Source organism: Streptomyces sp. NPDC042638 (genome assembly GCF_040647235.1).
Lineage (GTDB): Bacteria > Actinomycetota > Actinomycetes > Streptomycetales > Streptomycetaceae > Streptomyces > Streptomyces rameus.
In genome coordinates this window covers 1-24217 of sequence record NZ_JBEZBT010000002.1, presented here as the reverse complement: position 1 = coordinate 24217, position 24217 = coordinate 1, and the positions used below count along the sequence as shown (strand labels likewise).

Here is a 24217-nt window from a genome sequence, read left to right as displayed (position 1 = left end):
CACAGCGGTGCGGCCCCGCGCCCCTGAGGCACGCCCCGCGCAACCCGCGTAAAAAGGGCGGGCCCCCGGGACCGAAGTCCAGGGGGCCCGCCCTAGTGGACGCTGCCGACGCCGTTGTCGTACTGGCCTCAGGGGCCGGTCAGTTGTCGTCCTCGTCGATCAGGAACCCACGCATCGGCGAGGGAGCCTGGCCCATCGGGGACGGGCCCTGCGGGCGGACCGGGGCCATCGGCTGGGTCATGGCCGGGGTCATCTGCTGCTGGCCGCCGTAGGACGGGCCGGACGGAGCGGGCGAGCCGCCCATCGTCTGGTTGCCGCCGTAGGACGGGGCGCTCGCGCCGGCCGGTGCCATGGAGGGCGCCGGGGACGGCGGCAGCGACGCGGTCGCCGGGGTACGCGGCGGGGCCAGGGAGTCGTCCGCCTGGGTCTCCAGCTGGCGCAGCTGCGACTCCAGGTACGACTTCAGGCGCGTGCGGTACTCGCGCTCGAAGCCGCGCAGGTCCTCGACCTTGCGCTCCAGCGTGGCGCGCGCGGACTCCAGGGAGCCCATGGCGACACGGTGCTTCTCCTGCGCGTCCCGCTCCAGGGCGTCGGCCTTGGCTCGGGCGTCACGCTCCAGACCCTCGGCGCGGCTGCGGGCCTCGCCGACGATCTTGTTGGCCTCGGAACGGGCCTCGGCGATCGCCTGGTCGGCGGTCTGCTGGGCCAGCGAGAGGACACGGGCGGCGCTGTCGCCACCGGGACCCTGACCGGGGCCGCCCATCGGACCGCCCATGGGGCCGCCCATCGGACCGCCCATCTGCTGCTGCATGGGCGGCTGACCGCCCATCGGGCCCTGCCCCATCGAGCCCTGTCCCATGGAGCCCTGACCCATCGGACCCTGGCCCATCGGACCCTGGCCCATCGGACCCTGGCCCATCGGGCCGGGACCCTGCGGGCCGCCCTGACCGCCGGGGCCGGCGGGCAGCTGCGGGGCACCGCTCGGCAGCTGGGGCGGGCCACCCATGGGGCCGCCCATCTGCTGCTGCGGCGGGCCCGATATGCCGGCGGGCACCGGCTGGCCGGGACCTCGCATGCCCTGCTGCTGCTGAGGGTGCTGCTGGTCCTGCTCGGGAGGCTTGCGCATGTTCTGCTGGTTCTGGGCAGCAGCGCGCGTGGCCGCGGCCAGCTTGGCGCGCAGGTCCTCGTTCTCGCGGAGCAGACGGGTCAGTTCGGCTTCGACCTCGTCGAGGAAGGCATCGACCTCGTCCTCGTCATAGCCTTCTCGGAGGCGGACGGTCGTGAACTGCTTGTTCCGCACGTCCTCGGGGGTCAACGGCATCTCTTCACCTCAACGTAGTCATCGGCAGTCGGCAAGACCGGATCGTCCACCCTCATCTCACGAAACTCTGCGCAATGGAGATGAGAATGTAGACGATGATCATCAGTACGAAGAAGGACAGGTCGAGCGCCACGCCCCCGAGACGCAGCGGCGGGATGAACCGCCGCAGAAGCTTCAGCGGTGGATCGGTGACAGTGTAGGTGGCCTCCAGTACGACCACCATCGCCTTGCCGGGTTGCCACGAGCGGGCGAACTGGAAGACGTAGTCCATGACCAGCCGGAAGATGAGCACGACAAGGAACACCATCAGCGCGATGTAGATCACCTGCGCGAACACGCTCATGGCCTGTGGTTCCCTCTCCCCTGTTCCCGTGCTCTTCCGTACTTCGGTTCGGTCCCGCGTCTCAGCTCTGGTTGAAGAACCCGCCCTCTGCGATGCGGGCCTTGTCCTCCGCCGTGACATCGACGTTAGCAGGAGACAACAGGAACACCTTCTGCGTCACCCGCTCGATGCTGCCGTGAAGACCAAACACCAAACCGGCCGCAAAGTCGACAAGTCGCTTGGCGTCTGTGTCATCCATCTCAGTCAGATTCATGATCACCGGGGTGCCTTCACGGAAGTGTTCCCCGATGGTACGGGCCTCGTTGTAGGTCCGGGGGTGAAGTGTGGTGATCCGGTACGGCTCTCGTTCCGACACGACCTTGGGCATGATCACCGGTGCGTTCTTCTCCAGGGACTGACGTTCTTGTGTGATGGATGCCACGGGCGCGATGCGCGCCGGACGTCCGGATTCCGCGGCGAGCGAAGCCGAACGGGCCACCGGCTCGCGGGGCGCGGGCGGTTGCACGATTCGCACCTCTTCGTCCCTTTGGGACTGGTGTGGGCTGTGCGACTGGTGTGACGATTCATGCCGTCGGTGGTCCCGCTCGGGCTCCGGGTCCAGCTCCGGCTCGAAGTCGTCGTCGGGGTCGAATCCGCGGCCGTCGTACCCATCGTCCTCCACGAGGCCGAGGTAGACCGCCATCTTGCGCATCGCGCCGGCCATGCTCTGAGTCCTCCGCTCTGTGGTGGATCGACTGACGACTGCCAAGTGCCCGCGATCCACGTGGTCGTTGTGCCCAACTTCACGGGCATTGACCATATTTTCTGCTGTGGTCCGACTTCCTGGCGACGTTACCCGAGCCTGGGGCGGACTCCGAGTACCGCGGTGCCGACGCGCACATGTGTCGCCCCGGCGGCCACGGCCTGTTCGAGGTCCGCGCTCATCCCTGCGGACACCATGGTTGCAGCAGGATGGGCTCGGCGCAGGTCAGTCGACAAATCCATGAGGCGCTCGAACGCCGCCTGTTCGCGCCCCGCGTACTCCCCGGTGAGCGGGGCGACGGTCATCAGCCCGTCGAGCCGCAGTCCGGGCGAGCCGGCGATCAGACCGGCCAACTCTTCGATTCCGCCCGGCGCCACGCCACCGCGCTCCCCCCGGCCACTCGCGTCGGCGTCGAACGCGACCTGGATCAGACAGCCCAGCTCGCGCTCCGCCCGTACGGCCTCCTTCGACAGGGCGACGACGAGCCGGGACCGGTCGACGGACTGCACGACGTCGGCGTAACCGACCACGGAACGCACCTTGTTGGTCTGCAACTGGCCGACGAAGTGCCACTCCAGGGGCAGGTCCGCACAGGCCGCGGCCTTCGGGGCCGCGTCCTGGTCGCGGTTCTCGGCGACAAGGCGCACACCGAGATCCGACAGGATCCGCACATCGCTCGCCGGATAGGTCTTGGTGACCACGATCAGGGTCACCTCATCCCGGTCGCGCCCGGCCGCCGCACACGCGGCGGCGATACGCTCATCCACCTTCGCCAGATTCGCGGCGAGTTCGGTCTTACGGTCCGTCATGCCCCATCAGTCCAGCCAGACGTAGCCCGCGAGGCGCCCGGTGGCGCGGTCGCGGCGGTACGAGAAGTGGTCACCCGACTCCAGCGTGCACACCGGCGACTGCACCCGGTCGCACACCCCGAGCCGGTCCAGCTGCGCGTGCACCCCGGCGCTCACGTCGACCGCCGGCGTGCCCCAGCTCGTTTCGGCGTGCGCCTCCGGCTCGACGGCGGCCACCTCGGCGCGCATCGTCTCCGGCACCTCGTAACACCGGCCGCACACGGCCGGTCCGGTGCGGGCGACGATGCGGGCCGGGTCGGCGCCGAGCGACTCCATGGCCTCGATCGCGGCGGGCACGATCCCCTTGACCATGCCGGGCCGCCCGGCGTGCGCCGCGGCGGCGACCCCGGCGACCGGGTCGGCCAGCAGGACCGGCACACAGTCGGCGGTCAGGACGGCCAGGGCCAGCCCGCGGGTCGCGGTCACGAGCCCGTCGACCTCCGGGGTGAGCCGGGTGGTCCACGGTCCCTCGACCTCGGCGACATCGCTGCCGTGCACCTGGTTCATCCAGACCACCCGCGCCGGGTCCAGGCCGAGCGACCTGGCGGCCAGCGCCCGGTTGGTGCGTACGGCGTCGGGGTCGTCCCCGACCGCCCCACCGAGGTTCAGCTCCTCATACGGAGCGGCGCTCACCCCGCCCCACCGGTCGGTGAAGGCGAAGTGCGCGCCGCTCACGCTCTCGCGCTGTCCTATCACTTGAGGAAGTCCGGCACGTCCAGCTCCTCGGCCGCGCTGTCCGAGTAGGTCCGGGGCGACGGCGTCACCGGCGGGGTGACCGGGATGTCGGGCACCGGCTCGGGCGTCGGCTCCGGCTCCTCCTTCGGCTTGACGCTGCCCAGCGAGCCGAAGGACGGACGGCTGGGCTCGCTCGGCCGGGCCGGTGCGGGCTCCTCGCGGCGGCCGGAGGCCGAACCGGAGGTGGAGCTGAGGACGTTCTCCCGGCGGGCCGGCGGCTGGCCGCCGTCGAAGCCGGCCGCGATCACGGTCACCCGGACCTCGTCACCGAGGGCGTCGTCGATGACCGCGCCGAAGATGATGTTGGCCTCGGGGTGGGCGGCCTCGCTGACCAGCTGGGCGGCTTCGTTGATCTCGAACAGGCCGAGGTCGGAACCGCCGGAGATGGAGAGCAGCACGCCCCGGGCGCCGTCGATGGACGCCTCCAGCAGCGGCGAGGAGATCGCCATCTCGGCGGCGGCCACCGCGCGGTCGTCGCCGCGGGCCGAGCCGATGCCCATGAGGGCCGAACCGGCCTCGGACATGACCGACTTGACGTCGGCGAAGTCCAGGTTGATCAGGCCGGGGGTGGTGATGAGGTCGGTGATGCCCTGGACACCGGAGAGCAGGACCTGGTCGGCGGACTTGAAGGCGTCCAGGACCGAGACCTGGCGGTCCGAGATGGACAGCAGCCGGTCGTTCGGGATGACGATGAGGGTGTCGACCTCTTCGCGCAGTTCGGCGATGCCGTCCTCCGCCTGGTTCGCGCGGCGCCGTCCCTCGAAGGTGAACGGGCGCGTGACCACACCGATGGTGAGGGCGCCGAGCGACCGTGCGATGTTGGCCACGACGGGCGCCCCGCCGGTGCCGGTGCCGCCGCCTTCACCGGCCGTCACGAAGACCATGTCGGCCCCCTTGAGGACCTCCTCGATCTCCTCACGGTGGTCCTCGGCGGCCTTGCGGCCGACGGCCGGGTTGGCTCCGGCGCCGAGTCCGCGGGTGAGTTCCCGGCCGACGTCGAGCTTGACGTCGGCGTCGCTCATCAACAGCGCCTGTGCGTCGGTGTTGATGGCGATGAACTCGACACCCTTGAGACCGACCTCGATCATCCGGTTGATGGCATTGACACCACCGCCGCCGACACCGATGACCTTGATGACTGCGAGGTAGTTCTGCGGTGCTGCCACGTCGAAGGCCTCTCGCCTCGAATTACGTTGTCGTCGCCGTGCGGTGCCCCGCACCGGGACGACAGATGCCGAATGGGACGGTCCGTAGCGCCGACCCGAACCCTAACCCTGAAGTTTAGGGTTACCAGTGTGTCTGTTCCCTGGAGTCTTCTGAACAGGACACTAAGTCGACAAGTGGCGCCCGTTCAACGAACACGCCGAACCTCCCGTTTTTCTTTTCACCCTATGTGATCAGCCATAGCGGTGCCCAACCAGGGTGCTGGCCTGCGCTGATGTGCGTCAACTCCCCGATGACGCAGGGGCGGTGGGGACGCTGACATCGAAGTACCGCGCGCCGGGAGCTGCTTTCATGAGAGCCGTGAGGGCCCGTGCCTTGGCGCGGCCCTCCTCGTCGCTGCCCCATGCCACCGTGCGGCCGTCACCCAGGTCCAGCGAGATGGCGTCGTAGGAGCGGACTTGCACGGTCCGGGTGGTCTGCGCCACGCGGGCGGGCAGGTCGCCGGCGACCCGGACGGCCGCGCGCACGAGCCGGTCGCTGCCGAAGCGGCGGAGACTCGCGGCGCCCGGCCCCTTCCCCGAGGCGGACAATTCCAGCGCCGGAACGCCTTTCGGTGCCTGCGGAACCGTGGCGAAACGGACACCTTCGTCATCGACTTCGGTGAACTTCCCGCCCTTTCGGACAAGAAGAACCGGAGTGCGCTCGATCACTTTCAGGCCGATTCCATGGGGCCAGGAACGAACCACGTCTACCGTGTCAATTCGGGGCAATTTCCGGCGAAGACGGGACTCGATGGCCTTCGTGTCGACGGAGACCATCGGCGCCCCGACGGGCACGGCCGCCGCCCGGCGGACCTCCTCGGGGGTCAGTACCAGGGTGCCCGACACCGAGACGTGTCTGACGCGCAGCCACTGGGAGCCGTACAACACCCAAGTCCCGCCGGCCCCCAGAAGCACGGCGAGCACGACCAGAATGACGATCGTACGAAAGCGCCGGTTTCTGAGCCCGCGGGCGAGCGGCGGGCCGGACGACTCCTGCTGGCGTTCACCGCGCTCGGCGGTCGTCGGTCCGGCCACGCTCACTGCCCTTTCGTCATACGGTCCTAACGGCGCGAGGCGATCGCCTCGTACACCATGCCGACGAGCAGCTCGTCGGCGTCCCGGCGGCCGAACTCGCTTGCCGCGCGGGACATCTCGTACAGCCGGTGCGGGTCGGCGAGCACGGGCAGCACGTTCTGCTGCACCCACTCGGGCGTCAGTTCCGCGTCGTCGACGAGCACTCCGCCGCCGGCCTTCACCACCGGCTGGGCGTTGAGCCGCTGTTCGCCGTTGCCGATGGGCAGCGGGACGTAGGCGGCCGGGAGCCCGACGGCGGAGAGTTCGGCGACGGTCATCGCGCCCGCGCGGCAGAGCATCATGTCGGCCGCGGCGTACGCGAGGTCCATCCGGTCCAGGTAACTTACCGGGATGTAGGGGGGCATCCCCGGCATCTGGTGCACCTGCGGCAGTTCGTTCTTCGGGCCGACCGCGTGCAGGATCTGGATCCCGGCCTGCTGGAGCCACGGGGCGACCTGCTGGACCACCTCGTTGAGGCGCCGGGCGCCCTGGGAGCCGCCGGAGACCAGCAGCGTGGGCAGGTTCGGGTCGAGCCCGAAGCGGGCGCGGGCCTCCGGGCGGACGGCGGCGCGGTCCAGCGTGGCGATGGAGCGGCGCAGCGGGATGCCGATGTAGCGGGCGTCACGCAGCTTGCTGTCCGGGGTGGAGACGGCGACCCGGGCCGCGTACCGCGAGCCGATCTTGTTGGCCAGGCCCGGGCGCGCGTTGGCCTCGTGGATCACGATGGGCACGCCGAGGCGCTTGGCGGCCAGGTAGCCGGGCAGGGCGACATAGCCGCCGAAGCCGACCACGCAGTCCGCCTTGGTGCGCTCCAGGATCTGCTCCGCGGCCTTGATCGTGCCGCGCAGCCGGCCCGGGACGGTGATCAGCTCGGGAGTGGGCTTGCGGGGCAGTGGCACCGCGGGGATGAGCGCCAGCTCATAGCCGCGCTCCGGGACGAGCCGGGTCTCCAGGCCGCGCTCCGTGCCCAGGGCCGTGATCCCCACGGTCGGGTCCTGCCTGCGCAGGGCGTCCGCGAGGGCGAGCGCGGGCTCGATGTGGCCGGCGGTCCCCCCACCGGCGAGTACGACATGCACCGAAATTCACCGCTCTCCGGACGAACGCGCCGCCGAGGCACGCCGTCGCATCGTGTTCCATCTCCGAGGCCCCCGCTCGGCACCGGAGCCTCCCGCCCGCTTTTTACCAAAGCGAGGTTGCCGCATCGCAAGCGCTGCCCGCGCAGCGGGCTCGTCGCGCGCGAAGGCGATCAGCAGCCCGATGGCGAACATGGTCGGCAGCAGGGCGGACCCTCCGTAGGAGAACAGCGGGAGCGGGACGCCGGCGATCGGCAGCAGGCCGAGCACCGCACCGATGTTGATCACCGCCTGGGCGGTGATCCAGGTGGTCACGCCTCCCGCGGCATACCTCACGAAGGGGTCCTCCGTGCGTCCGGCCACGCGGATACCCGCATAGCCTAGAGCCGCGAACAGGGCGAGCACCGACAGCGTCCCTGCCAGGCCCAGTTCCTCACCGGTGACGGCGAAGATGAAGTCGGTGTGGGCTTCGGGGAGTTGGCCCCATTTTTCCACACTCGCACCCAGTCCGGAACCGAAGAGTCCGCCGGAGGCGAGCGCGTAGATGCCGTGCACGGCCTGCCAGCAGTCGGCGACCCCCGTCCTGGGCTCGGTGGCGCCGATGCAGGCGAGCCGGGCCATCCGGTTGGGACTGGTCTTGATCAGGAGCACACCGATCAGCGCGGCGACCGACAGCACCCCGGCGAACAGCCGGGTCGGCGCGCCCGCGAGCCACAGCAGACCGAAGAGGATCGCTGTGAGAATGATCGCGGTGCCCATGTCGCCGCCGAGCATGATCAGCCCGAGCAGCAGGAAGGCGACCGGGACCAGCGGCACCAGCATGTGCTTCCACTGGTTGAGCAGCTTCCGCTCCTGTTTGCGGGCGATCAGGTCCGCGCCCCACAGCACCAGGGCGAGCTTGCCGAACTCGCTGGGCTGGATCTGGAAGGAACCGCCGAGGGAGATCCAGTTCTGGTTGCCGTTGACCGCCATCCCTATCCCGGGCACCTGCACCAGGGCCATCAGGAAGACGGCGGCGGCGAGGATCGGGTAGGCCAGCGCCCGGTGCAGTTTCACCGGCATGCGGGAGGCGACGAACAGCAGTGCGCCGCCGATGGCCGCGGCGAGGAACTGCTTGCGGAAGAAGTACGACCCGGGCAGCGACAGCTGGAGCGCGGTGATCTGGGAGGCCGAGTAGACCATCACCAGGCCCAGCACGATGATCAGCACACAGCCGCCGACGATCAGGTAGTAGGCCGTCAGCGGCCGGTCCCACGCCTTCCGCGCGCGGGAGGAGAGCCGCTGTACGGGGTTCTCCCGCGCGGGGCGGGGGGTGGCGGGACGGCGGGACGCCCGCTGTACGGGCGGCCGGCCGGTACGGCTACCGGGCATCGGCGCCTCCACTGAACGTCGACCGTCCCACGCGTCCCTCCCAAGATCCGCCCGGCAGGCGGCCGGGGTCAGGCGCCGAGTTCGCGGACCGCAGCCGCGAACGCGTCACCGCGCTGGTTGTAGTTGGTGAACATGTCCATGGAGGCGCAGGCCGGGGCCAGCAGCACCGTGTCGCCGGGCTGAGCCAGCCGCTTCGCTTCCGTCACCGCCTGGAGCATCGCCCCAGTGTCGGTCCGGTCGAGGTCGACCACGGGTACTTCCGGGGCGTGTCGCGCGAGGGCCTCGCGGATCAGGGCCCGATCGGCGCCGATCAGGACCGCGCCGCGAAGTCGCTTCGCGGACCTCGCGACCAGTTCGTCGAAGGCCGCGCCCTTGGCCAGACCGCCCGCAATCCATACGATCGGTTCATATGCCGCCAACGAGGCTTCCGCGGCGTGGGTGTTGGTCGCCTTGGAGTCGTCCACGTACGCGACCCCGTCGATGTCGGCCACGTGCGCGATGCGGTGGGCGTCCGGGCGGAAGGCCCGCAGACCGTCCCGTACGGCGGTGGCGGGGACCCCGAAGGCGCGCGCGAGGGCCGCCGCCGCAAGGGCGTTGGCGATGTTGTGCGGGGCCGGCGGGTTGACGTCCGAGACCTCGGCCAGCTCCTGCGCGTTCTTGTGCCGGTTCTCCACGAAGGCACGGTCGACCAGAATGCCCTCCACGACGCCGAGTTGGGAGGGGCCGGGCGTGCCCAGGGTGAACCCGACGGCCCGGCAGCCCTCTTCGACGTCGGCCTCGCGTACGAGGTCCTCGGTGGCCCGGTCGGCGGCGTTGTAGACGCAGGCGACCTTGTTGCCCTCGTAGACACGGCCCTTGTCGCGCGCGTACGCCTCCATGGAGCCGTGCCAGTCCAGGTGGTCCGGCGCGAGGTTCAGGACCACCGCCGAGTGCGCCCGCAGGGAGGGCGCCCAGTGGAGCTGGTAGCTGGACAGCTCCACCGCGAGGACGTCGTAGCGCTCCTCGCCGAGGACCGCGTCCAGCAGGGAGACACCGATGTTGCCGACGGCGGCCGTGCGCAGGCCCGCGGCCGTCAGGATCGAGGCGAGCATCTGGACGGTCGTGGTCTTGCCGTTGGTGCCGGTCACGGCCAGCCAGGGGGCCGCGTCGGGCCCGCGCAGGCGCCAGGCCAGCTCCACGTCGCCCCAGACGGGCACACCGGCCTGCTCGGCGGCGCGGAACAGCGGCTTGCCGGGCTGCCAGCCGGGCGCGGTGACGATCAGCTCAGTGCCCTCCGGCAGGGTGGCGCCGTCACCGAGGCGCACGGTGATGCCGAGCGCCTCCAGTTCGGCGGCCTGCTCGCGCGCGCGGGCGTCGTCGCCGTCGTTGACGACCGTGACGACCGCCCCGCGCGCGTGCAGCACCTTCGCCGCCGGGACGCCGGAGACGCCGAGCCCGGCGACGGTGACGTGCTTGCCCTGGAATTCAGAAGGCACCGAGGAGGTCACTTGTCCGCTGCCCATCCCGCGTAGAAGAGGCCCAGTCCGACGATCACACAGATGCCCTGGATGATCCAGAAGCGGACCACCACCAGGACCTCGGACCAGCCCTTGAGTTCGAAGTGGTGCTGGAGCGGTGCCATCCGGAAGACGCGCTTGCCGGTGAGCCGGAACGAGCCGACCTGGATGACGACCGACATGGTGATGAGGACGAACAGGCCGCCCATGATGGCCACCAGCAGCTCCGTGCGGGAGAGGATGGCCAGACCGGTGAGGACACCGCCGAGCGCGAGCGACCCGGTGTCACCCATGAAGATCTTGGCCGGCGAGGTGTTCCACCACAGGAAGCCGAGGCAGGCGCCCATCAGCGCGGAGGCGACCACGGCGAGGTCCAGCGGGTCGCGCACCTCGTAGCAGGCGCCCGGGTTGGTGAGGGTCTGCGCGTTGGCGCAGGACTCCTGGAACTGCCAGACCCCGATGAAGGTGTAGGCGCCGAAGACGAGGACCGAGGCGCCGGTGGCGAGACCGTCCAGACCGTCGGTCAGGTTCACACCGTTGGACATCGCGAGGATCATGAACAGCGCCCAGACCACGAACAGCACCGGGCCGATGGACCAGCCGAAGTCGGTGATGAACGACAGCTTCGTGGACGCCGGGGTGTTGCCGCGCGCGTCGGAGAACTGCAGCGACAACACGGCGAAGGCGATGCCGACGATCAGCTGGCCGGCCATCTTCGCCTTGGCCCGCAGACCCAGCGAGCGCCGCTTGACGATCTTGATGTAGTCGTCGAGGAAGCCGACCAGACCCATGCCGAACATCAGGCCGAGGACCAGCAGGCCCGAGTACGTCGGCGTCTGGCCGGTGATCACCTTGGACAGGAAGTACGCGGCGATCGTCGCCAGGATGAAGGCGATACCGCCCATGGTCGGGGTGCCGCGCTTGCTGGCGTGCTCCCGGGGGCCGTCGTCACGGATGTACTGGCCGTAGCCCTTGCGGGCGAGCAGCTTGATCAGCAGCGGGGTGCCGATCAGTGTCAGGAAGAGGCCGATGACACCCGAGAACAGGATCTGCTTCATCATCGGGCATCAACCCCGTGCCCGGCACCGGCCTCGACGAGCGCCTGGGCGACGCTCTCCAGCCCCACCGAACGGGACGCCTTCACGAGTACGACGTCCCCCGGGCGCAACTCGCTGCGCAACAGGTCGATCGCCGCCTGTGCGTCGGACACGTGCACCGACTCCTCACCCCACGAACCCTCGTTATATGCGCCCAGTTGCAGCCAGGAGGCCTCAATCCCCCCGACGGCGACGAGCTTGCTGACGTTGAGCCGGACGGCGAGCCGTCCGACGGCGTCGTGCTCGGCGAGCGCCTCGTCCCCCAGCTCGGCCATCTTGCCGAGCACCGCCCACGTGCGGCGCCCCTTGCCCATGGCCGCGAGCGCCCTGAGGGCGGCCCGCATGGACTCGGGGTTGGCGTTGTAGGCGTCGTTGACGATGGTCACGCCGTCCGGGCGCTCAGTGACCTCCATGCGCCAGCGGGAGAGGGAGCCCGCCTCGGAGAGCGCGAGGGCGATCTCTTCCGCGGACATGCCCAGCTCATGGGCGACGGCGGCCGCGGCGAGCGCGTTCGACACGTGGTGCTCACCGTACAGGCGCATGGTCACATCGCTTGCACCGGAGGGTGTGTGAAGCCTGAACGCGGGCTGTCCGCTGTCCGTGAGTCGCACGTTCTCGGCGCGTACGTCCGCTTCGGCCGACTCTCCGAAAAGGACCACCTTCGCCTTGGTACGGGAGGCCATGGCCCGGACCAGCGGGTCGTCGGCGTTGAGGATCGCCGCGCCGCCGTCCGCCGCGGCGGGGAGAGCCTCGACCAGCTCGCCCTTCGCCTGGGCGATCTGCTCACGTCCGCCGAACTCGCCGATGTGGGCGGTGCCGACGTTGAGCACCAGGCCGATCCTCGGCGGGGTGAGGCCGGCGAGGTAGCGGATGTGCCCGATGCCGCGGGCGCCCATCTCCAGCACGAGGAACTTCGTCTCCTCGGTGGCGGACAGGGCGGTCAGCGGCAGCCCGATCTCGTTGTTGAGCGAGCCGGGCGTGAACACCGTCGGCGCCTTGCGCTGCAGGACCTGGGCGATGAGGTCCTTGGTGCTGGTCTTGCCGGCCGAACCGGTCAGGGCGACGAGGGTCGCGCCGAGCCGGCGTACGACGTGCCGGGCGAGGGCACCGAGGGCGGCCTGGACGTCGTCCACGACGACGGCGGGGACGCCGACCGGCCGGGAGGCCAGCACGGCGACCGCGCCGGCCTCGACGACCCGCTGTGCGTAGTCGTGGCCGTCCACGCGCTCGCCGACGAAGGCGGCGAACAGGCTGCCGGGCACCACCTCACGGGAGTCCCGGACGACCGGTCCCGTCACCTGCGCGGACGGATCCGGTATGTCGTGCGTCTGCCCGCCGACGACTGCTGCGATCTCGGCGAGGGAGAGGGCGATCACAAGTTCATCCCTGGGTCTTCTGGATAGCTTCGCGAAGCACCTGGCGGTCGTCGAAGGGACGGACCACGCCGGCGATGTCCTGGCCCTGCTCGTGACCCTTGCCCGCGACCAGCACGGTGTCGCCGGCCTGGGCGCGGCCCACGGCGGCGGCGATGGCGGCGGCCCGGTCCTCGAAGAGGAGCACCTCGCCGCGCTGGTGCGCGGGCACGGAGGCCGCGCCCTGGAGCATGGTCGCGAGGATCGCGAGGGGGTCCTCGGAGCGGGGGTTGTCGGAGGTCAGTACGGCCGTGTCGGAGAGGCGGGCCGCGGCGGCGCCCATCGGGGCGCGCTTGGTCTGGTCGCGGTCGCCGCCGCAGCCGAGGACGATGTGCAGCCGGCCCTTGGTGACCTTGCGCAGCGCCTTGAGCACGGACTCGACCGCGTCGGTCTTGTGGGCGTAGTCGACGACCGCGAGGTAGGGCTGCCCGGCGTCGACGCGCTCCAGACGGCCCGGGACGCCCGGTACGGCGGCGACGCCGTCGGCGGCGGTCTGCGGGTCGAGGCCGGCGGCGGCGAGGGCGACGACGGCGGCGAGGGTGTTCGCCACGTTGAAGGGGCCGGCGATCGGCGACCTGGCGTGGATCCGCTCGCCGTTCGGGCCGAGCACGGTGAACGTCGAGTCCATCGGGCCGACCTGGACGTCCTCGGCGCGCCAGTCGGCGTCGGGGTGGCCCTCGGCGGAGAAGGTGACGACCGGGACGGTCGCCTCCTCGGCGAGCCGGCGGCCGTACTCGTCGTCGGCGTTGACCACGCCGAGCCGGCTGCGCTGCGGGGTGAAGAGCTGTGCCTTGGCCCGGAAGTAGTCCTCCATGTCGGAGTGGAACTCCATGTGTTCCGGGCTGAGGTTGGTGAAGACGGCGACGTCGAAGACGCAGCCGTCGACCCGGCCGAGGACCAGGGCGTGGCTGGAGACCTCCATGGCGACCGCCTCGACGCCGCGCTCGCGCATGACGGCGAACAGGGCCTGCAGGTCGGTGGCTTCGGGGGTGGTCCGCTCGGACTTGATGCGCTCGTCGCCGATGCGCATCTCGACGGTGCCCACGAGACCGGTGGCGCGGGCGGTCCTCAGGCCGCCTTCCACCAGGTAGGCGGTGGTGGTCTTGCCGGAGGTGCCGGTGATGCCGATCTGGAGCAGATCGCGGCCCGGGTGCCCGTAGACGGTGGCCGCCAGTTCGCCCATCCGCGCGCGCGGGTCGTCCACGACCAGGACGGGCAGGCCGGCCGCGGCGGCGCGCTCGGCGCCGCTCGGGTCGGTGAGCACGGCGACCGCGCCGAGGCTCGCGGCCTGGGTGACGAAGTCGGCGCCGTGCAGCCGGGCGCCCGGCAGGGCGGCGTACAGGTCGCCGGGCCGGACGGCGCGCGAGTCGTGGGTGATCCCCGTGACCTCGGCGGAGCCGGCCGGAGCGGCGGCACCCAGCTGATCGGCGAGTTCCGCGAGGGGTGTGGCGGAGACCTGAACCGGTCGCGGCGGTCCCGGATATGTCACGGAAGCGCCCTTCTGGGTGGTTTGGGACTGATCAGCGTGTGGCACGGCGGTGAGCGTACCGGGCGTACCCGCCCGGGAGCGAAGTGAGGGGTTCTCGGCCCCGTGGTTCCCGGCGTCCGGGGTGATCGTTGTCACGAGCTCGTTCCTGGTGTTTCCGTGGTGCTGATCAGGGCTTGTACTCGACGGGCAGGTTGGCGGGCTTCGCCCCGGTCGGCGGGACCTGGAGGGTCTTCAGGGCGAACTCCATCACCTGCTTGTAGATGGGACCGCAGATCTGGCCGCCGAAGTAGCTCCCGGAGGTGGCGTTCTGGATGGCGCAGTAGACGGTGATCCGCGGGTTGTCGGCGGGGGCGAAACCGGCGAACGACGAGGTGTAGCCGCGGTAGCGGCCGGTGGCCGGATCCACGCGGTTGGCGGTGCCGGTCTTGCCCGCAACCCGGTACCCGGGGATGCGGGCCTTGATGCCGGTGCCCTGCTCGTCGTCGACCACGGACTCCAGCATCTGGGCGAGGCTCCTGGCGGTCTTCTCGCTGACGACCCGGGCCTGCCGGGGCTTGGGCGCCGGGACGAAGCGCCCGTCGGCGCCCTTGGTGCCGCGCACCAGGCTCGGCTGGACGCGGACGCCGCCGTTGGCGATGGTCGAGTACACGGAGGCGGCCTGCATCGCGTTGATGGAGAAGCCCTGGCCGAAAGGGATCGTGTACTGCTGCGAGGTGGACCACTTCTGGGGCGGCGCGAGGATGCCGGGGGTCTCACCGGGGAAGCCGAGGCCGGTGTAGCCGCCGATGCCGAACTTGCGCAGGTACGAGTAGAGGACCTTGTTGGCCTCGGCCTGGCTCTTGCCCAGCTCGCCGGTGGCCAGGATGGTGCCGATGTTGCTGGACTTGGCGAGCACCCCGTTGAGCGTGAGGTTCCAGGTGGCATGGTCGACGTCGTCCTGGAAGAGCCGGTCGCCGCGGTGCAGCCGGTTGGGTACGACGACGTGGGTGAGCGGGGTGGCCACGTTCCGCTCCAGCACGGCCGCCATCGACATGACCTTCGCGGTGGACCCGGGCTCGTAGGCGTCCTGGAGGGCCGCGTTGCCCATGGCCTCGCCGTCGGCCTTCGACAGGTCGTTCGGGTCGAAGCCGGGCGAGTTGGCCATGGCCAGGATCTGGCCGGTGCGGGTGTCCTGGACGATGACGTAGCCGCGGTCCGCCCTGGACTTCCTCACCTGCTCGCTGATCGCGTTCTGCGCGGCCCACTGGATGTCGCGGTCGATGGTCAGCTCGACGTCGGCGCCGGGCACGGCGGGCGTCCCGGTGGATCCCGCCGTGGGCACCTCACGCCCGCCGGACTGTGCGTACCGGAGCTTGCCGTCCTTGCCGGACAGCTGCTTGTTCAGCTGCTGCTCGACACCGCCGCCGCCCTGGCCGTCGGCGTTGACCCAGCCCAGTATCCCGGCGGCCAGGTCCCGGTTCGGGTACACCCGCTGGCTGCTGGGGTCGGCGAAGACACCGGCCAGTACGTTGACGGTGGTCCGGTCGGCCTCGCCCTTCTTCGTGAGCGCGGTCTTGAGGTCCTTGATCTGCTTCCAGACCTGCGGGGTCTGCCGGGCGGCGAGCCGGGTGTAGCGGGAGTTCCTGTTCTCGGGCCGCAGCTTCCTGACGAGCGCGGCCTGGTCCTGGCCGAGGATCGGGGCGAGCAGCGCGGCGGCCCGCTCCGGGCCGTCGTGGATCTTCAGCTGCCGGGGGCCGAACATGGTCGGGTCGGCGGTGATGTCGTACGCGTCCTCGCTGACGGCGAGGGCGACGCCGTTGCGGTCGGTGATCTCGCCGCGCTCGGCGGCCAGGGTGTGCACCACGTACCGGTTCTGCTCGGCCCGCGCCGCGTAGGCGCTGGCGTCGACGGCCTGGACCTGGAGCAGCCGTACGACGAAGACGAGCAGCACCAGGGTCAGGGCGAGGCCGACCAGGCGCAGCCGGGGCCGGGGGCTGCCGAGCCGGAGCGGGCGCGGGGGCATGGGCCGGGCTCCGCTCGGGCGGCGGGCCGGCCGGGCACCGGGTCCGGGCTGCCGCCGGACGGCGCCCCGCGGTCGCGGAGGCCCCGCGGGCCCGGGCACACGGCGGCGCGGCGGTTGCCTGTCGGTCACTTCCGTCACCTGCCGGGGGTCGGGGAGGGAATGGGCTGAGGCGCGGCCGCCGGGGCGCAGGTCCGTACCGGACGGCGCCGGAGCACCGGACGTCGCCGCCTCACGCCCAGAACCGGTCCGACACCGCACCGGAAACGGCCACTGCCGTCCCCGTCACCCGAGCGGAGCGCACACGCGGGCCCGGCCGGACGCCGGCGCGGCGGTTGCCTGTCGGACACTTCCGTCACCTGCCGGGGGTCGGGGAGGCGAGGGGCTGGGGGGCGGCGGGCGGCGCGGAGACCGCGGGGGCCGGGGCTCCCTGGGGCTGGGCCGGCGGGGCGGCGGGCGCCGCGGCGGGGCCCGGGGCGGCGAAGGTGCCCACGGCCGGGACCAGCGCCTCGGGGGCGGCCGGGCGCGAGAGGACGGCGGCTTCGGGGGCGGCACTGGGCACGCCCTTGACCGTGCCGTCGGGGCCGAGGAAGGCCGGGTCGCCACCGGGGACCATGCCGAGTTCGCCGGCGCGCCGCTGGAGGGCGTCGGGGGACGAGTAGGCGTCGATGTCCCGCTGGAGGGCCTGTTCCTCGTCGGTGAAGTTCTTCGTCCGCTTCTGCAGGTCGGCGAGTTCGAACGAGCCTTCGCTGACCGCCGAGTTCAGCACCAGCAGCCCGATGAGGCCGCCGCCGAGCAGCACGACGACGAGGAGGACGAACGGGGTGCGGGCCGCCCGGGCGCGGCCGGCCGGCAAGAGCCGGGCGAGCCGGGCGGCCCTCCCCTTCAGTTCGGGTTTCCTGCTCACTGCTCCCCCGGTGCGTGGGGGACGCCGCTCCCCCGGTGCGCGGGGGGAACCCTCCGACCCGTCTGGCTCACTCGACGTCCTCCCTGATGCGCTCGGCGCCCCGCAGTCTGGCCGGGGCGGCCCGGCGGTTCTCGGCGATCTCTTCCTCGGTGGGAAGTTCGGCACCGCGGGTGAGCAGCTTGAGCCGCGGCTGGTAGCGCTCGGGCACGACCGGCAGTCCGGGCGGCGCGGTGGAGGTGGCCCCGGCCGCGAACACCTGCTTGACGAGCCGGTCTTCGAGCGAGTGGTACGACAGGACGCCGATCCGTCCGCCGACGTCCAGGGCCTTCACGGCGGCCGGGATCGCCCGCTCCAGCACGGACAGTTCGCCGTTGACCTCGATGCGCAGCGCCTGGAAGGTCCGCTTGGCAGGGTTGCCGCCGGTGCGCTTGGCGGCCTGCGGCAGCGCGTCACGGATGAGCTCCACCAGCCGGGCGCTGTTGTCGAACGGCTCCTTCTCGCGCTCGCGGACGATCGCGGAGACGATCCGCTTGGCCTGCTTCTCCTCGCCGTACGCGCGCAGGATGCGCACGAGTTCGCCCGCCGGGTAGGTGTTGAGGACCTCGGCGGCGCTGATCCCGGTCGTCTGGTCCATGCGCATGTCCAGGGGCGCGTCCTGCGCGTAGGCGAAGCCGCGGTCGGCCTCGTCGAGCTGCATGGAGGAGACCCCGAGGTCGAACAGGACGCCCTGCACGCGCGCGACGCCGAGCCGGCGCAGTACGTCGGGCAGCTCGTCGTACACGGCGTGCACGAGGGTGGCGCGGTCCCCGAACGGAGCGAGCCGCTCGCCGGACAGGCGCAGCGCCTCCTTGTCCCGGTCCAGGCCGATCAGCCGTGCGTCGGGGAACCGGTCCAGCAGTGCCTCGCTGTGCCCGCCGAGGCCGAGGGTGCAGTCGACGACCACCGCTCCCGGGAGCTCCAGGGCGGGCGCCAGCAGATCCAGGCACCGCTGGAGCATCACCGGGACGTGTCGACTCTGGCTCAAGGGGGCCTCTCAGTTCCGGCGGGCCGTACGCACCGTCGGTCCCCCGAGCCGTACGTACGCGCCGCGCGCGCGAGGAGACCGGTCCGGGCACCGTGCCGGGGTCTCCGGGGGTTCACCAGCGGGCAGAGACTCGTCTCCCGCTTTCGCGCCACTTTAGTCCACGCTGTCCCCGGGTCAATCAACCGGCCTGCGCGTCGCGCACCGCGTCACAGCGGGAACCGGCTTTCGCGCCGATCCACCCGTTCGGCCCACCTTTGCCCTCCCTGTGGGTTAGCTCACAACACGCCGTGCTGACGTTCTTTGTCCCCTCCCACGGCAGGCCGGACCGCTGCCTGACCAGTAACGTCTTGGGTATGACGACTTCTGCAGCAGCGCCCACTGGATCCGAAGACGCCATAGCAGCCGGCGACACCGTGACCGACCGTCTCGTCGAGGCCAACCAGCGGTATGCCGAGGCGTTCACGGATCCCGGTATGGACGCCCGTCCGGTCCTGCACGTCGCCGTGGTCGCGTGCATGGACGCCCGCCTCGACCTGCACAAGGCCCTCGGCCTGCAGCTCGGTGACTGTCACACCATCCGCAACGCGGGCGGTGTGGTCACCGACGACGTCATCCGGTCCCTGACCATCAGCCAGCGCAAGCTGGGCACCCGCAGCGTCGTGCTCATCCATCACACCGGCTGTGGCCTGGAGGCCCTCACCGAGGACTTCCGCACCGAGCTGGAGATGGAGGTCGGGCAGCGGCCGGCGTGGGCGGTGGAGTCCTTCCGGGACGTGGACCAGGACGTGCGCCAGTCCATGCAGCGGGTGCGCACCTCGCCCTTCCTGCCGCACACCGACGACATACGCGGGTTCGTCTTCGACGTGCGCACCGGTCTGCTGCGCGAGGTCGACCCGGCCTGACCCCGGTGCACCGGCCGGCCGCCCCGGGACCCCGGGAAGCGTCCCGCCGGTCCGTGTCGAGAACACGGTCGGCGACGTCGTGGGGCCGACCTCGCGGGGGCAGTTGTCCACAGGCGAGTGACACGAATCGGTAACGGCGGCAAGAATGCGGGATGTGGCGTCACGCGGAACCTTTCCCGCGTGGTGCCCGTGTTTCGGGGTGGGCCGGTTTCGCATCGAGAGCGTCGGCCCGGAATGAACGGGCCGAGGAGGGCCGGGTGACGACCTATGACGATCGAGCGAGCCTCAACGATCTGACCGCCACGGTGGAACGGGTGCGCGGTTCGGTGGAGGGCGTGATCGAGGGCAAGCCCGAGGTCGTACGGCTCGCGCTGACCGTGCTGCTCGCCGAGGGCCACCTGCTGATCGAGGACGTCCCCGGAGTGGGCAAGACGATGCTCGCCAAGGCGCTGGCGCGGTCCATCGACTGCTCGGTGCGGCGCATCCAGTTCACGCCGGACCTGCTGCCCTCGGACATCACCGGCGTGTCGATCTGGGACCAGCAGCGCAGGGACTTCGAGTTCAAGCCGGGCGCCATCTTCGCGCAGATCGTGATCGGCGACGAGATCAACCGCGCCTCGCCCAAGACCCAGTCCGCGCTGCTGGAGTCCATGGAGGAACGGCAGGTCACCATCGACGGGCAGACGTACGAACTGCCCAGCCCCTTCATGGTGGTGGCCACCCAGAACCCGGTCGAGATGGAGGGCACCTACCCGCTGCCCGAGGCCCAGCGCGACCGCTTCATGGCCCGCGTCTCCGTCGGCTACCCCAGCGTCGAGGCCGAGTTGAAGATGCTGGACGTCCACGGCGGGGTCAGCCCACTGGAGGACCTCCAGCCGGTGGCGCACGCGCACGAGATCGTGAAGCTGGTCGAGGCGGTGCGCGGGGTGCACGTCGCCGAGCCGGTCCGGCGGTACGCGGTCGAACTGGTCGCCGCCACCCGCGCCCACCCGGACCTCAGACTCGGCGCCTCCCCGCGCGCGACCCTGCACCTGCTGCGCGCGGCGAAGGCTTCCGCGGCCCTCGCCGGGCGGGAGTACGCGCTGCCGGACGACGTCCAGGCACTCGCCGCCGCCGTCCTCGCCCACCGTCTGCTGCCCACCGCCCAGGCCCAGCTCAACCGCCGTACGGCCGAGCAGGTGGTGCTGGAGATCCTGCAGCGCACCCCGGTGCCCACGGCGGGCCGGCAGAGCGGCTACGGCGGCCTCGGCCAGGACATCCCGGCCTATCCCCAGCAGCCGCCGCGGAGTCTGTGATGAGCCCCGGGGGGGCCGGGCCGGCGGACGACGACCGGGAGGAGACGGGCGGCGTCCGGACGGCCCTGGCGGGTCTGACCACCCGCGGCCGGTCCTTCCTCGCGGCCGGCATCGCCGCCGTGATCTGCGCGTTCGTACTGGGCCAGAGCGATCTGCTGCGGGTCGGCCTGCTGCTCGCGGTGCTGCCCCTGATCTGCGCGGGCGTGCTCTACCGCACGCGCTACCAGGTGGCCGCCGACCGCCGGCTCGCCCCCGCGCGCGTCCCGGCCGGCAGCGAGGCCCGGGTCCACCTGCGCATGGACAACGTCTCCCGGCTGCCCACCGGTCTGCTGATGCTCCAGGACAGGGTGCCCTACGTCCTCGGACCGCGGCCCCGGTTCGTGCTGGACCGGGTGGAGGCGGGGGGCCGCCGTGAGGTGTCCTACCGGGTCCGCTCCGACCTGCGGGGCCGCTATCCGCTGGGCCCGCTCCAGCTGCGGCTGACGGACCCCTTCGGCATGTGCGAGCTGACCCGCTCCTTCTCGACGTACGACACCCTGACGGTCATCCCGCGCGTGGAGCCGCTGACCCCGGTCCGCTTCGGCGGCGAGGCCCAGGGGTACGGCGACGGGCGCCAGCGCGCGCTGGCCTTCGCGGGCGAGGACGACGTGATCCCGCGCGGCTACCGCTACGGCGACGATCTGCGCCGGGTGCACTGGCGGTCCACCGCCCGCTACGGCGAGCTGATGGTGCGCCGCGAGGAGCAGCCGCGGCGCTCCCGGTGCACCGTCCTGCTGGACACCCGGGGCGGCGCCCACGAGGGCGCGGGACCCGGCTCCGCCTTCGAGTGGGCCGTCTCCGGTGCCGCCTCGGTGCTGGTGCACATGCTGGAGCGCGGCTTCTCGGTACGGCTGCTGACCGACAGCGGCAGCGCGGTGCCCGGCGAGGGCGGCGACGGCTTCGCGGGCACCGGCCAGGAGACGGCGGACGCGGCCGGGCTGATGATGGACACCCTCGCGGTGATCGACTACTCCGACGGCACCGGACTGTCCCGCGCGTACGACGTGCTGCGCGGCGGCCACGAGGGGCTGCTGGTCGCCTTCCTGGGCGATCTGGACGAGGAGCAGGCCACGACGGTCGCCAAGATGAGCCGGCGCAGCGGGGGTGCCGTCGCCTTCGTACTGGACCCGGACACCTGGACGCGGGAGCCGACCGACGTGCCCCGCCCGGGCGACCGGCACGCGCAGCGGCTGCGCCTGCTGCGTGAGGCGGGCTGGACGGCGCTGAGCGTGCCGCACGGCGCCTCACTGGACGAGCTGTGGCGGCAGGCGGACCGGGAACGCTCCGCAGCGGCCCCGCTGAGCGGGGAGGCACTGGGATGAGCGGGCGGGCACGACTGGCACTGTGCGCGGCGGCGGCCACGCTGATGACCTGCTCCGCGCTGCTGCCGCTGGTCGCCGAGCCGATCTGGCTGCTGCAACTGGTCCCCCTGCTGGCCGTGCAGACCGGGGTGGGCGCGGCGGCCCGGCGGGTGCCGCTGGGCCGGCCGCTGACGGTGGCGGCGCAGGTCCTGGTCACCCTGGTGCTGCTGACCCTGGTGTTCGCCCGGCAGCACGCGGTCGCCGGACTGATCCCCGGCCCGGACACCTTCCGGTACTTCGCCCGACTGCTCAGCCAGGGCGCGGACGACGTCAGCCAGTACGCGATACCGGCGCCGGTCACCGACGGCATCAAGCTGATGCTGATCGGCGGCGCGCTGCTGATCGGACTGCTGGTGGACGTGCTCGCGGTGACCGTGCGCAGTGCGGCCCCGGCCGGGCTGCCGCTGCTCGCGCTGTACTCGGTGGCCGCGGGCCTGTCCGACGGCGGCGCCGAGTGGCTGTGGTTCCTGGTGGCGGCGGCCGGCTATCTGATGCTGCTGCTCGCGGAGAGCCGGGAGCGGCTCGCCCAGTGGGGCCGGGTCTTCGGCGGCGTGCCCCGCGGGCCGGGCGCCCCCGAGCCCGGCGCCGAGGCGCCGGTGCGCACCGGCCGCCGGATCGGCGCGGTCGCGCTCGGCGTGGCCCTGGTGGTGCCGCTCGCCCTGCCCGCGATGCACGGCGGCCTGCTGGACGCCGCCGGCACCGGAGTGGGGGCGGGCAACGGCCACGGCACGATCTCGACGGTCAACCCGCTGGTGTCGCTGCGCGACAACCTGAACACGAACGACGACCGCGTGGTGCTGTCCCTGCGCACCACCACGGACGACATCTCGGACCTGTATCTGCGGATCGTCTCCCTGGACGACTTCGACGGCACCACCTGGACGCCGGCCCAACGGCACGTCGTGGGTGTGCCGGACAGGCTGCCCACGCCCACGGGCCTCGGGGCGGACGTCCGGCGCGGCGAGGTGCGCACGACCGTCACGGCGGCGGACACGTACGCCCAGAACTGGCTGCCGATGCCCTACCCGCCGAGCGACGTGAAGGTCAGCGGCCGGTGGCGGTACGAGCCCGTCGGGATGACCCTGCTCGGCGACCACGGCCAGACCACGCGCGGCGAGACCTACCAGGTGACCAGCCTGGACGTGCAGCCGACCGCGGAGCAGCTGGCCTCCGCGCCGCAGCCGCCGGCCGCCCTGCGCAGCGAGTACACCAAGGTGCCCTCCTCACTGCCCAGGGTGGTGGCCCGCACGGCCAGGGAGATCACCGCGGGCGCGAACAGCCACTACGAGGAAGCCGTCCGGCTCCAGGACTACTTCGCCGTCTCCGGTGGCTTCCAGTACGACACCTCGGTGAAGGTGGGCCGCGGTCCCGAGGCCATCGCGAACTTCCTGAAGGCGAAGGAGGGCTTCTGCGTCCACTTCTCCTTCGCGATGGCGGCGATGGCCCGCACGCTCGGCATCCCGGCGCGGGTCGCGGTGGGCTTCGCCCCCGGCACCCCGCAGACCGACGGCACGATCGCGGTGAACCAGAAGGACGCGCACGCCTGGCCCGAGCTGTACTTCGAGGGCGTGGGCTGGACCCGCTTCGAGCCGACGCCCACCCGCGGCACCACCCCGTCCTACACCCAGTCGGACACGCCCGGCACCTCGCTGCCGGACGAGGCGCTGCCGTCCAGGGGCGCGTCCTCGGCGCCCTCGGCCGCGGCCTCGCCGAGCGAGAGCTGCGCCGGTGGACCGCGCGAGCTGCGGGTCTGCGACAGCCCGTCCGCGGCGGCGGTCCCGCACCAGGACCACGGGGGCACGGACGGCTGGTGGTGGCTGCTGACCGGGCTGGGCGCGCTGTTGGTCCTGGCGGTTCCCCTGGCGCCGATGCTGTGGCGCGGGCGGGTGCGCGCGCTGCGGCTGGGCGCGCACGCCCGGACCGCGGACGGGGCGTCGGCACACGCGCTGGCCGCCTGGCAGGAGCTGACGGACAGCGCCTGGGACCACGGCATTGCGCCGGACGACTCGCTGACCCCGCGCAAGGCCGCCGAACGGATCGTCCGGCTCGGGCGGCTGGCTCCGGAGTCCGGGGCCGCCGTGCACCGGGTGGCGGACGCGGTGGAGCAGGTGCTGTTCGCGCCCCGGCCGCGTCCGGCGGCGGGGACGGCGCAGGACGTGCGCCGGGCGGTCGAGGGACTGCGGGCCCCGGTGAGCGCCGGGACCCGGCTGCGGGCGCTGCTGCTGCCCCGCTCCTCGGTCCGGGTGCTGTGGGCGGTGTCGGCCCGCTGGTCGGCGCTGCGGGCCAGGGCCGCGGCGGCCCGTCCGAGGCTGCGCCGGCCGTCCGGGCAGCGGGGCTGAGCACACACCGGCGGCGGGACCGGGCGCACGCGTGAGGGGCGGGCCCCCGGGGGGGGGGCCGGCCCACACCAGGGTGGGGGGGCGGGAGCGGGTGTGCCCCCGGGGCGGGCGGGGGGCCGGCGGGGCCGCGGCGGGGGGGGGAGTG

The 24217-nt window shown here is 71.9% G+C and carries 20 protein-coding genes; 4 read left to right on the top strand and 16 right to left on the bottom strand.

The annotated features are described in order from the left end of the window. Nucleotides 1-139 precede the first annotated feature (139 nt). The 16 genes from AB0B40_RS01700 to rsmH form a co-directional block, all read right to left on the bottom strand. Nucleotides 140-1321: a DivIVA domain-containing protein gene (locus AB0B40_RS01700; RefSeq protein WP_362262088.1), complete on the bottom strand. Its 1182-nt coding sequence runs from the start codon at nt 1319-1321 to the stop codon at nt 140-142. A 52-nt stretch (nt 1322-1373) separates the two neighbouring features. Then, nucleotides 1374-1664 carry a YggT family protein gene (locus AB0B40_RS01695; protein ID WP_059248823.1) on the bottom strand — a complete coding sequence of 97 codons (291 nt, stop codon included), beginning with the start codon at nt 1662-1664 and terminating at the stop codon, nt 1374-1376. Between the two features lie 61 nt (nt 1665-1725). Then, on the bottom strand, nt 1726-2367 hold the full coding sequence (sepF, locus tag AB0B40_RS01690) for a cell division protein SepF (RefSeq protein ID WP_362262085.1): 642 nt from the start codon (nt 2365-2367) through the stop codon (nt 1726-1728). 128 nt (nt 2368-2495) lie between these two features. Continuing rightward, complete coding sequence (locus AB0B40_RS01685; protein WP_362262082.1) at nt 2496-3215, bottom strand: YggS family pyridoxal phosphate-dependent enzyme; 720 nt, start codon at nt 3213-3215, stop codon at nt 2496-2498. A 6-nt stretch (nt 3216-3221) separates the two neighbouring features. Next, nucleotides 3222-3950 carry a peptidoglycan editing factor PgeF gene (gene pgeF, locus AB0B40_RS01680; protein ID WP_362262079.1) on the bottom strand — a complete coding sequence of 243 codons (729 nt, stop codon included), beginning with the start codon at nt 3948-3950 and terminating at the stop codon, nt 3222-3224. Next, a complete protein-coding gene (gene ftsZ / locus AB0B40_RS01675) occupies nt 3947-5155 on the bottom strand; it encodes a cell division protein FtsZ (RefSeq protein ID WP_345050432.1) in 1209 nt (402 codons plus the stop codon). The genes pgeF and ftsZ overlap by 4 nt, the downstream gene beginning before the upstream one ends. A 279-nt stretch (nt 5156-5434) precedes the next feature. Beyond that, nucleotides 5435-6229, bottom strand: a complete 795-nt coding sequence (locus AB0B40_RS01670; protein WP_345050430.1) for an FtsQ-type POTRA domain-containing protein — start codon at nt 6227-6229, stop codon at nt 5435-5437. Between the two features lie 26 nt (nt 6230-6255). Beyond that, nucleotides 6256-7344 (bottom strand): undecaprenyldiphospho-muramoylpentapeptide beta-N-acetylglucosaminyltransferase, encoded by a 1089-nt coding sequence (gene murG / locus AB0B40_RS01665; protein ID WP_345050428.1) that lies wholly within the window; start codon nt 7342-7344, stop codon nt 6256-6258. 6 nt (nt 7345-7350) lie between these two features. Then, entirely contained in the window at nt 7351-8712 is a 1362-nt protein-coding gene (gene ftsW / locus AB0B40_RS01660) for a putative lipid II flippase FtsW (RefSeq protein ID WP_345050426.1), read from the bottom strand. 68 nt (nt 8713-8780) lie between these two features. Then, a complete protein-coding gene (gene murD / locus AB0B40_RS01655) occupies nt 8781-10214 on the bottom strand; it encodes a UDP-N-acetylmuramoyl-L-alanine--D-glutamate ligase (RefSeq protein ID WP_362262074.1) in 1434 nt (477 codons plus the stop codon). Next, nucleotides 10196-11269 (bottom strand): phospho-N-acetylmuramoyl-pentapeptide-transferase, encoded by a 1074-nt coding sequence (gene mraY, locus AB0B40_RS01650; RefSeq protein ID WP_201838575.1) that lies wholly within the window; start codon nt 11267-11269, stop codon nt 10196-10198. Before mraY ends, murD begins: the two co-directional genes overlap by 19 nt. Next, a complete protein-coding gene (gene murF / locus AB0B40_RS01645) occupies nt 11266-12681 on the bottom strand; it encodes a UDP-N-acetylmuramoyl-tripeptide--D-alanyl-D-alanine ligase (protein ID WP_345050418.1) in 1416 nt (471 codons plus the stop codon). Before murF ends, mraY begins: the two co-directional genes overlap by 4 nt. A 4-nt stretch (nt 12682-12685) precedes the next feature. Continuing rightward, the gene (locus tag AB0B40_RS01640; RefSeq protein ID WP_345050415.1) at nt 12686-14206 is read right to left on the bottom strand and encodes a UDP-N-acetylmuramoyl-L-alanyl-D-glutamate--2,6-diaminopimelate ligase; all 1521 of its coding nucleotides are present in this window, start codon (nt 14204-14206) and stop codon (nt 12686-12688) included. A gap of 166 nt (nt 14207-14372) precedes the next feature. Beyond that, entirely contained in the window at nt 14373-16337 is a 1965-nt protein-coding gene (locus AB0B40_RS01635) for a penicillin-binding protein 2 (protein ID WP_345050413.1), read from the bottom strand. A 223-nt stretch (nt 16338-16560) separates the two neighbouring features. Then, nucleotides 16561-17112, bottom strand: a complete 552-nt coding sequence (locus tag AB0B40_RS01630; RefSeq protein WP_362262069.1) for a septum formation initiator family protein — start codon at nt 17110-17112, stop codon at nt 16561-16563. Nucleotides 17113-17179: 67 nt separating this feature from the next. Next, on the bottom strand, nt 17180-18136 hold the full coding sequence (gene rsmH, locus AB0B40_RS01625; protein WP_345050411.1) for a 16S rRNA (cytosine(1402)-N(4))-methyltransferase RsmH: 957 nt from the start codon (nt 18134-18136) through the stop codon (nt 17180-17182). A 353-nt stretch (nt 18137-18489) separates the two neighbouring features. Between rsmH and AB0B40_RS01620 the strand changes: the two genes are divergently transcribed. The 4 genes from AB0B40_RS01620 (at nt 18490) to AB0B40_RS01605 (ending at nt 24072) form a co-directional block, all read left to right on the top strand. Then, nucleotides 18490-19038 (top strand): carbonic anhydrase, encoded by a 549-nt coding sequence (locus AB0B40_RS01620; protein ID WP_345050408.1) that lies wholly within the window; start codon nt 18490-18492, stop codon nt 19036-19038. 257 nt (nt 19039-19295) lie between these two features. After that, on the top strand, nt 19296-20333 hold the full coding sequence (locus AB0B40_RS01615) for an AAA family ATPase (protein ID WP_345050406.1): 1038 nt from the start codon (nt 19296-19298) through the stop codon (nt 20331-20333). Further along, on the top strand, nt 20333-21694 hold the full coding sequence (locus AB0B40_RS01610; RefSeq protein ID WP_345050404.1) for a DUF58 domain-containing protein: 1362 nt from the start codon (nt 20333-20335) through the stop codon (nt 21692-21694). The genes AB0B40_RS01615 and AB0B40_RS01610 overlap by 1 nt, the downstream gene beginning before the upstream one ends. Then, nucleotides 21691-24072: a DUF3488 and transglutaminase-like domain-containing protein gene (locus AB0B40_RS01605; RefSeq protein WP_345050402.1), complete on the top strand. Its 2382-nt coding sequence runs from the start codon at nt 21691-21693 to the stop codon at nt 24070-24072. The genes AB0B40_RS01610 and AB0B40_RS01605 overlap by 4 nt, the downstream gene beginning before the upstream one ends. The last annotated feature ends 145 nt before the right edge of the window (nt 24073-24217 follow it).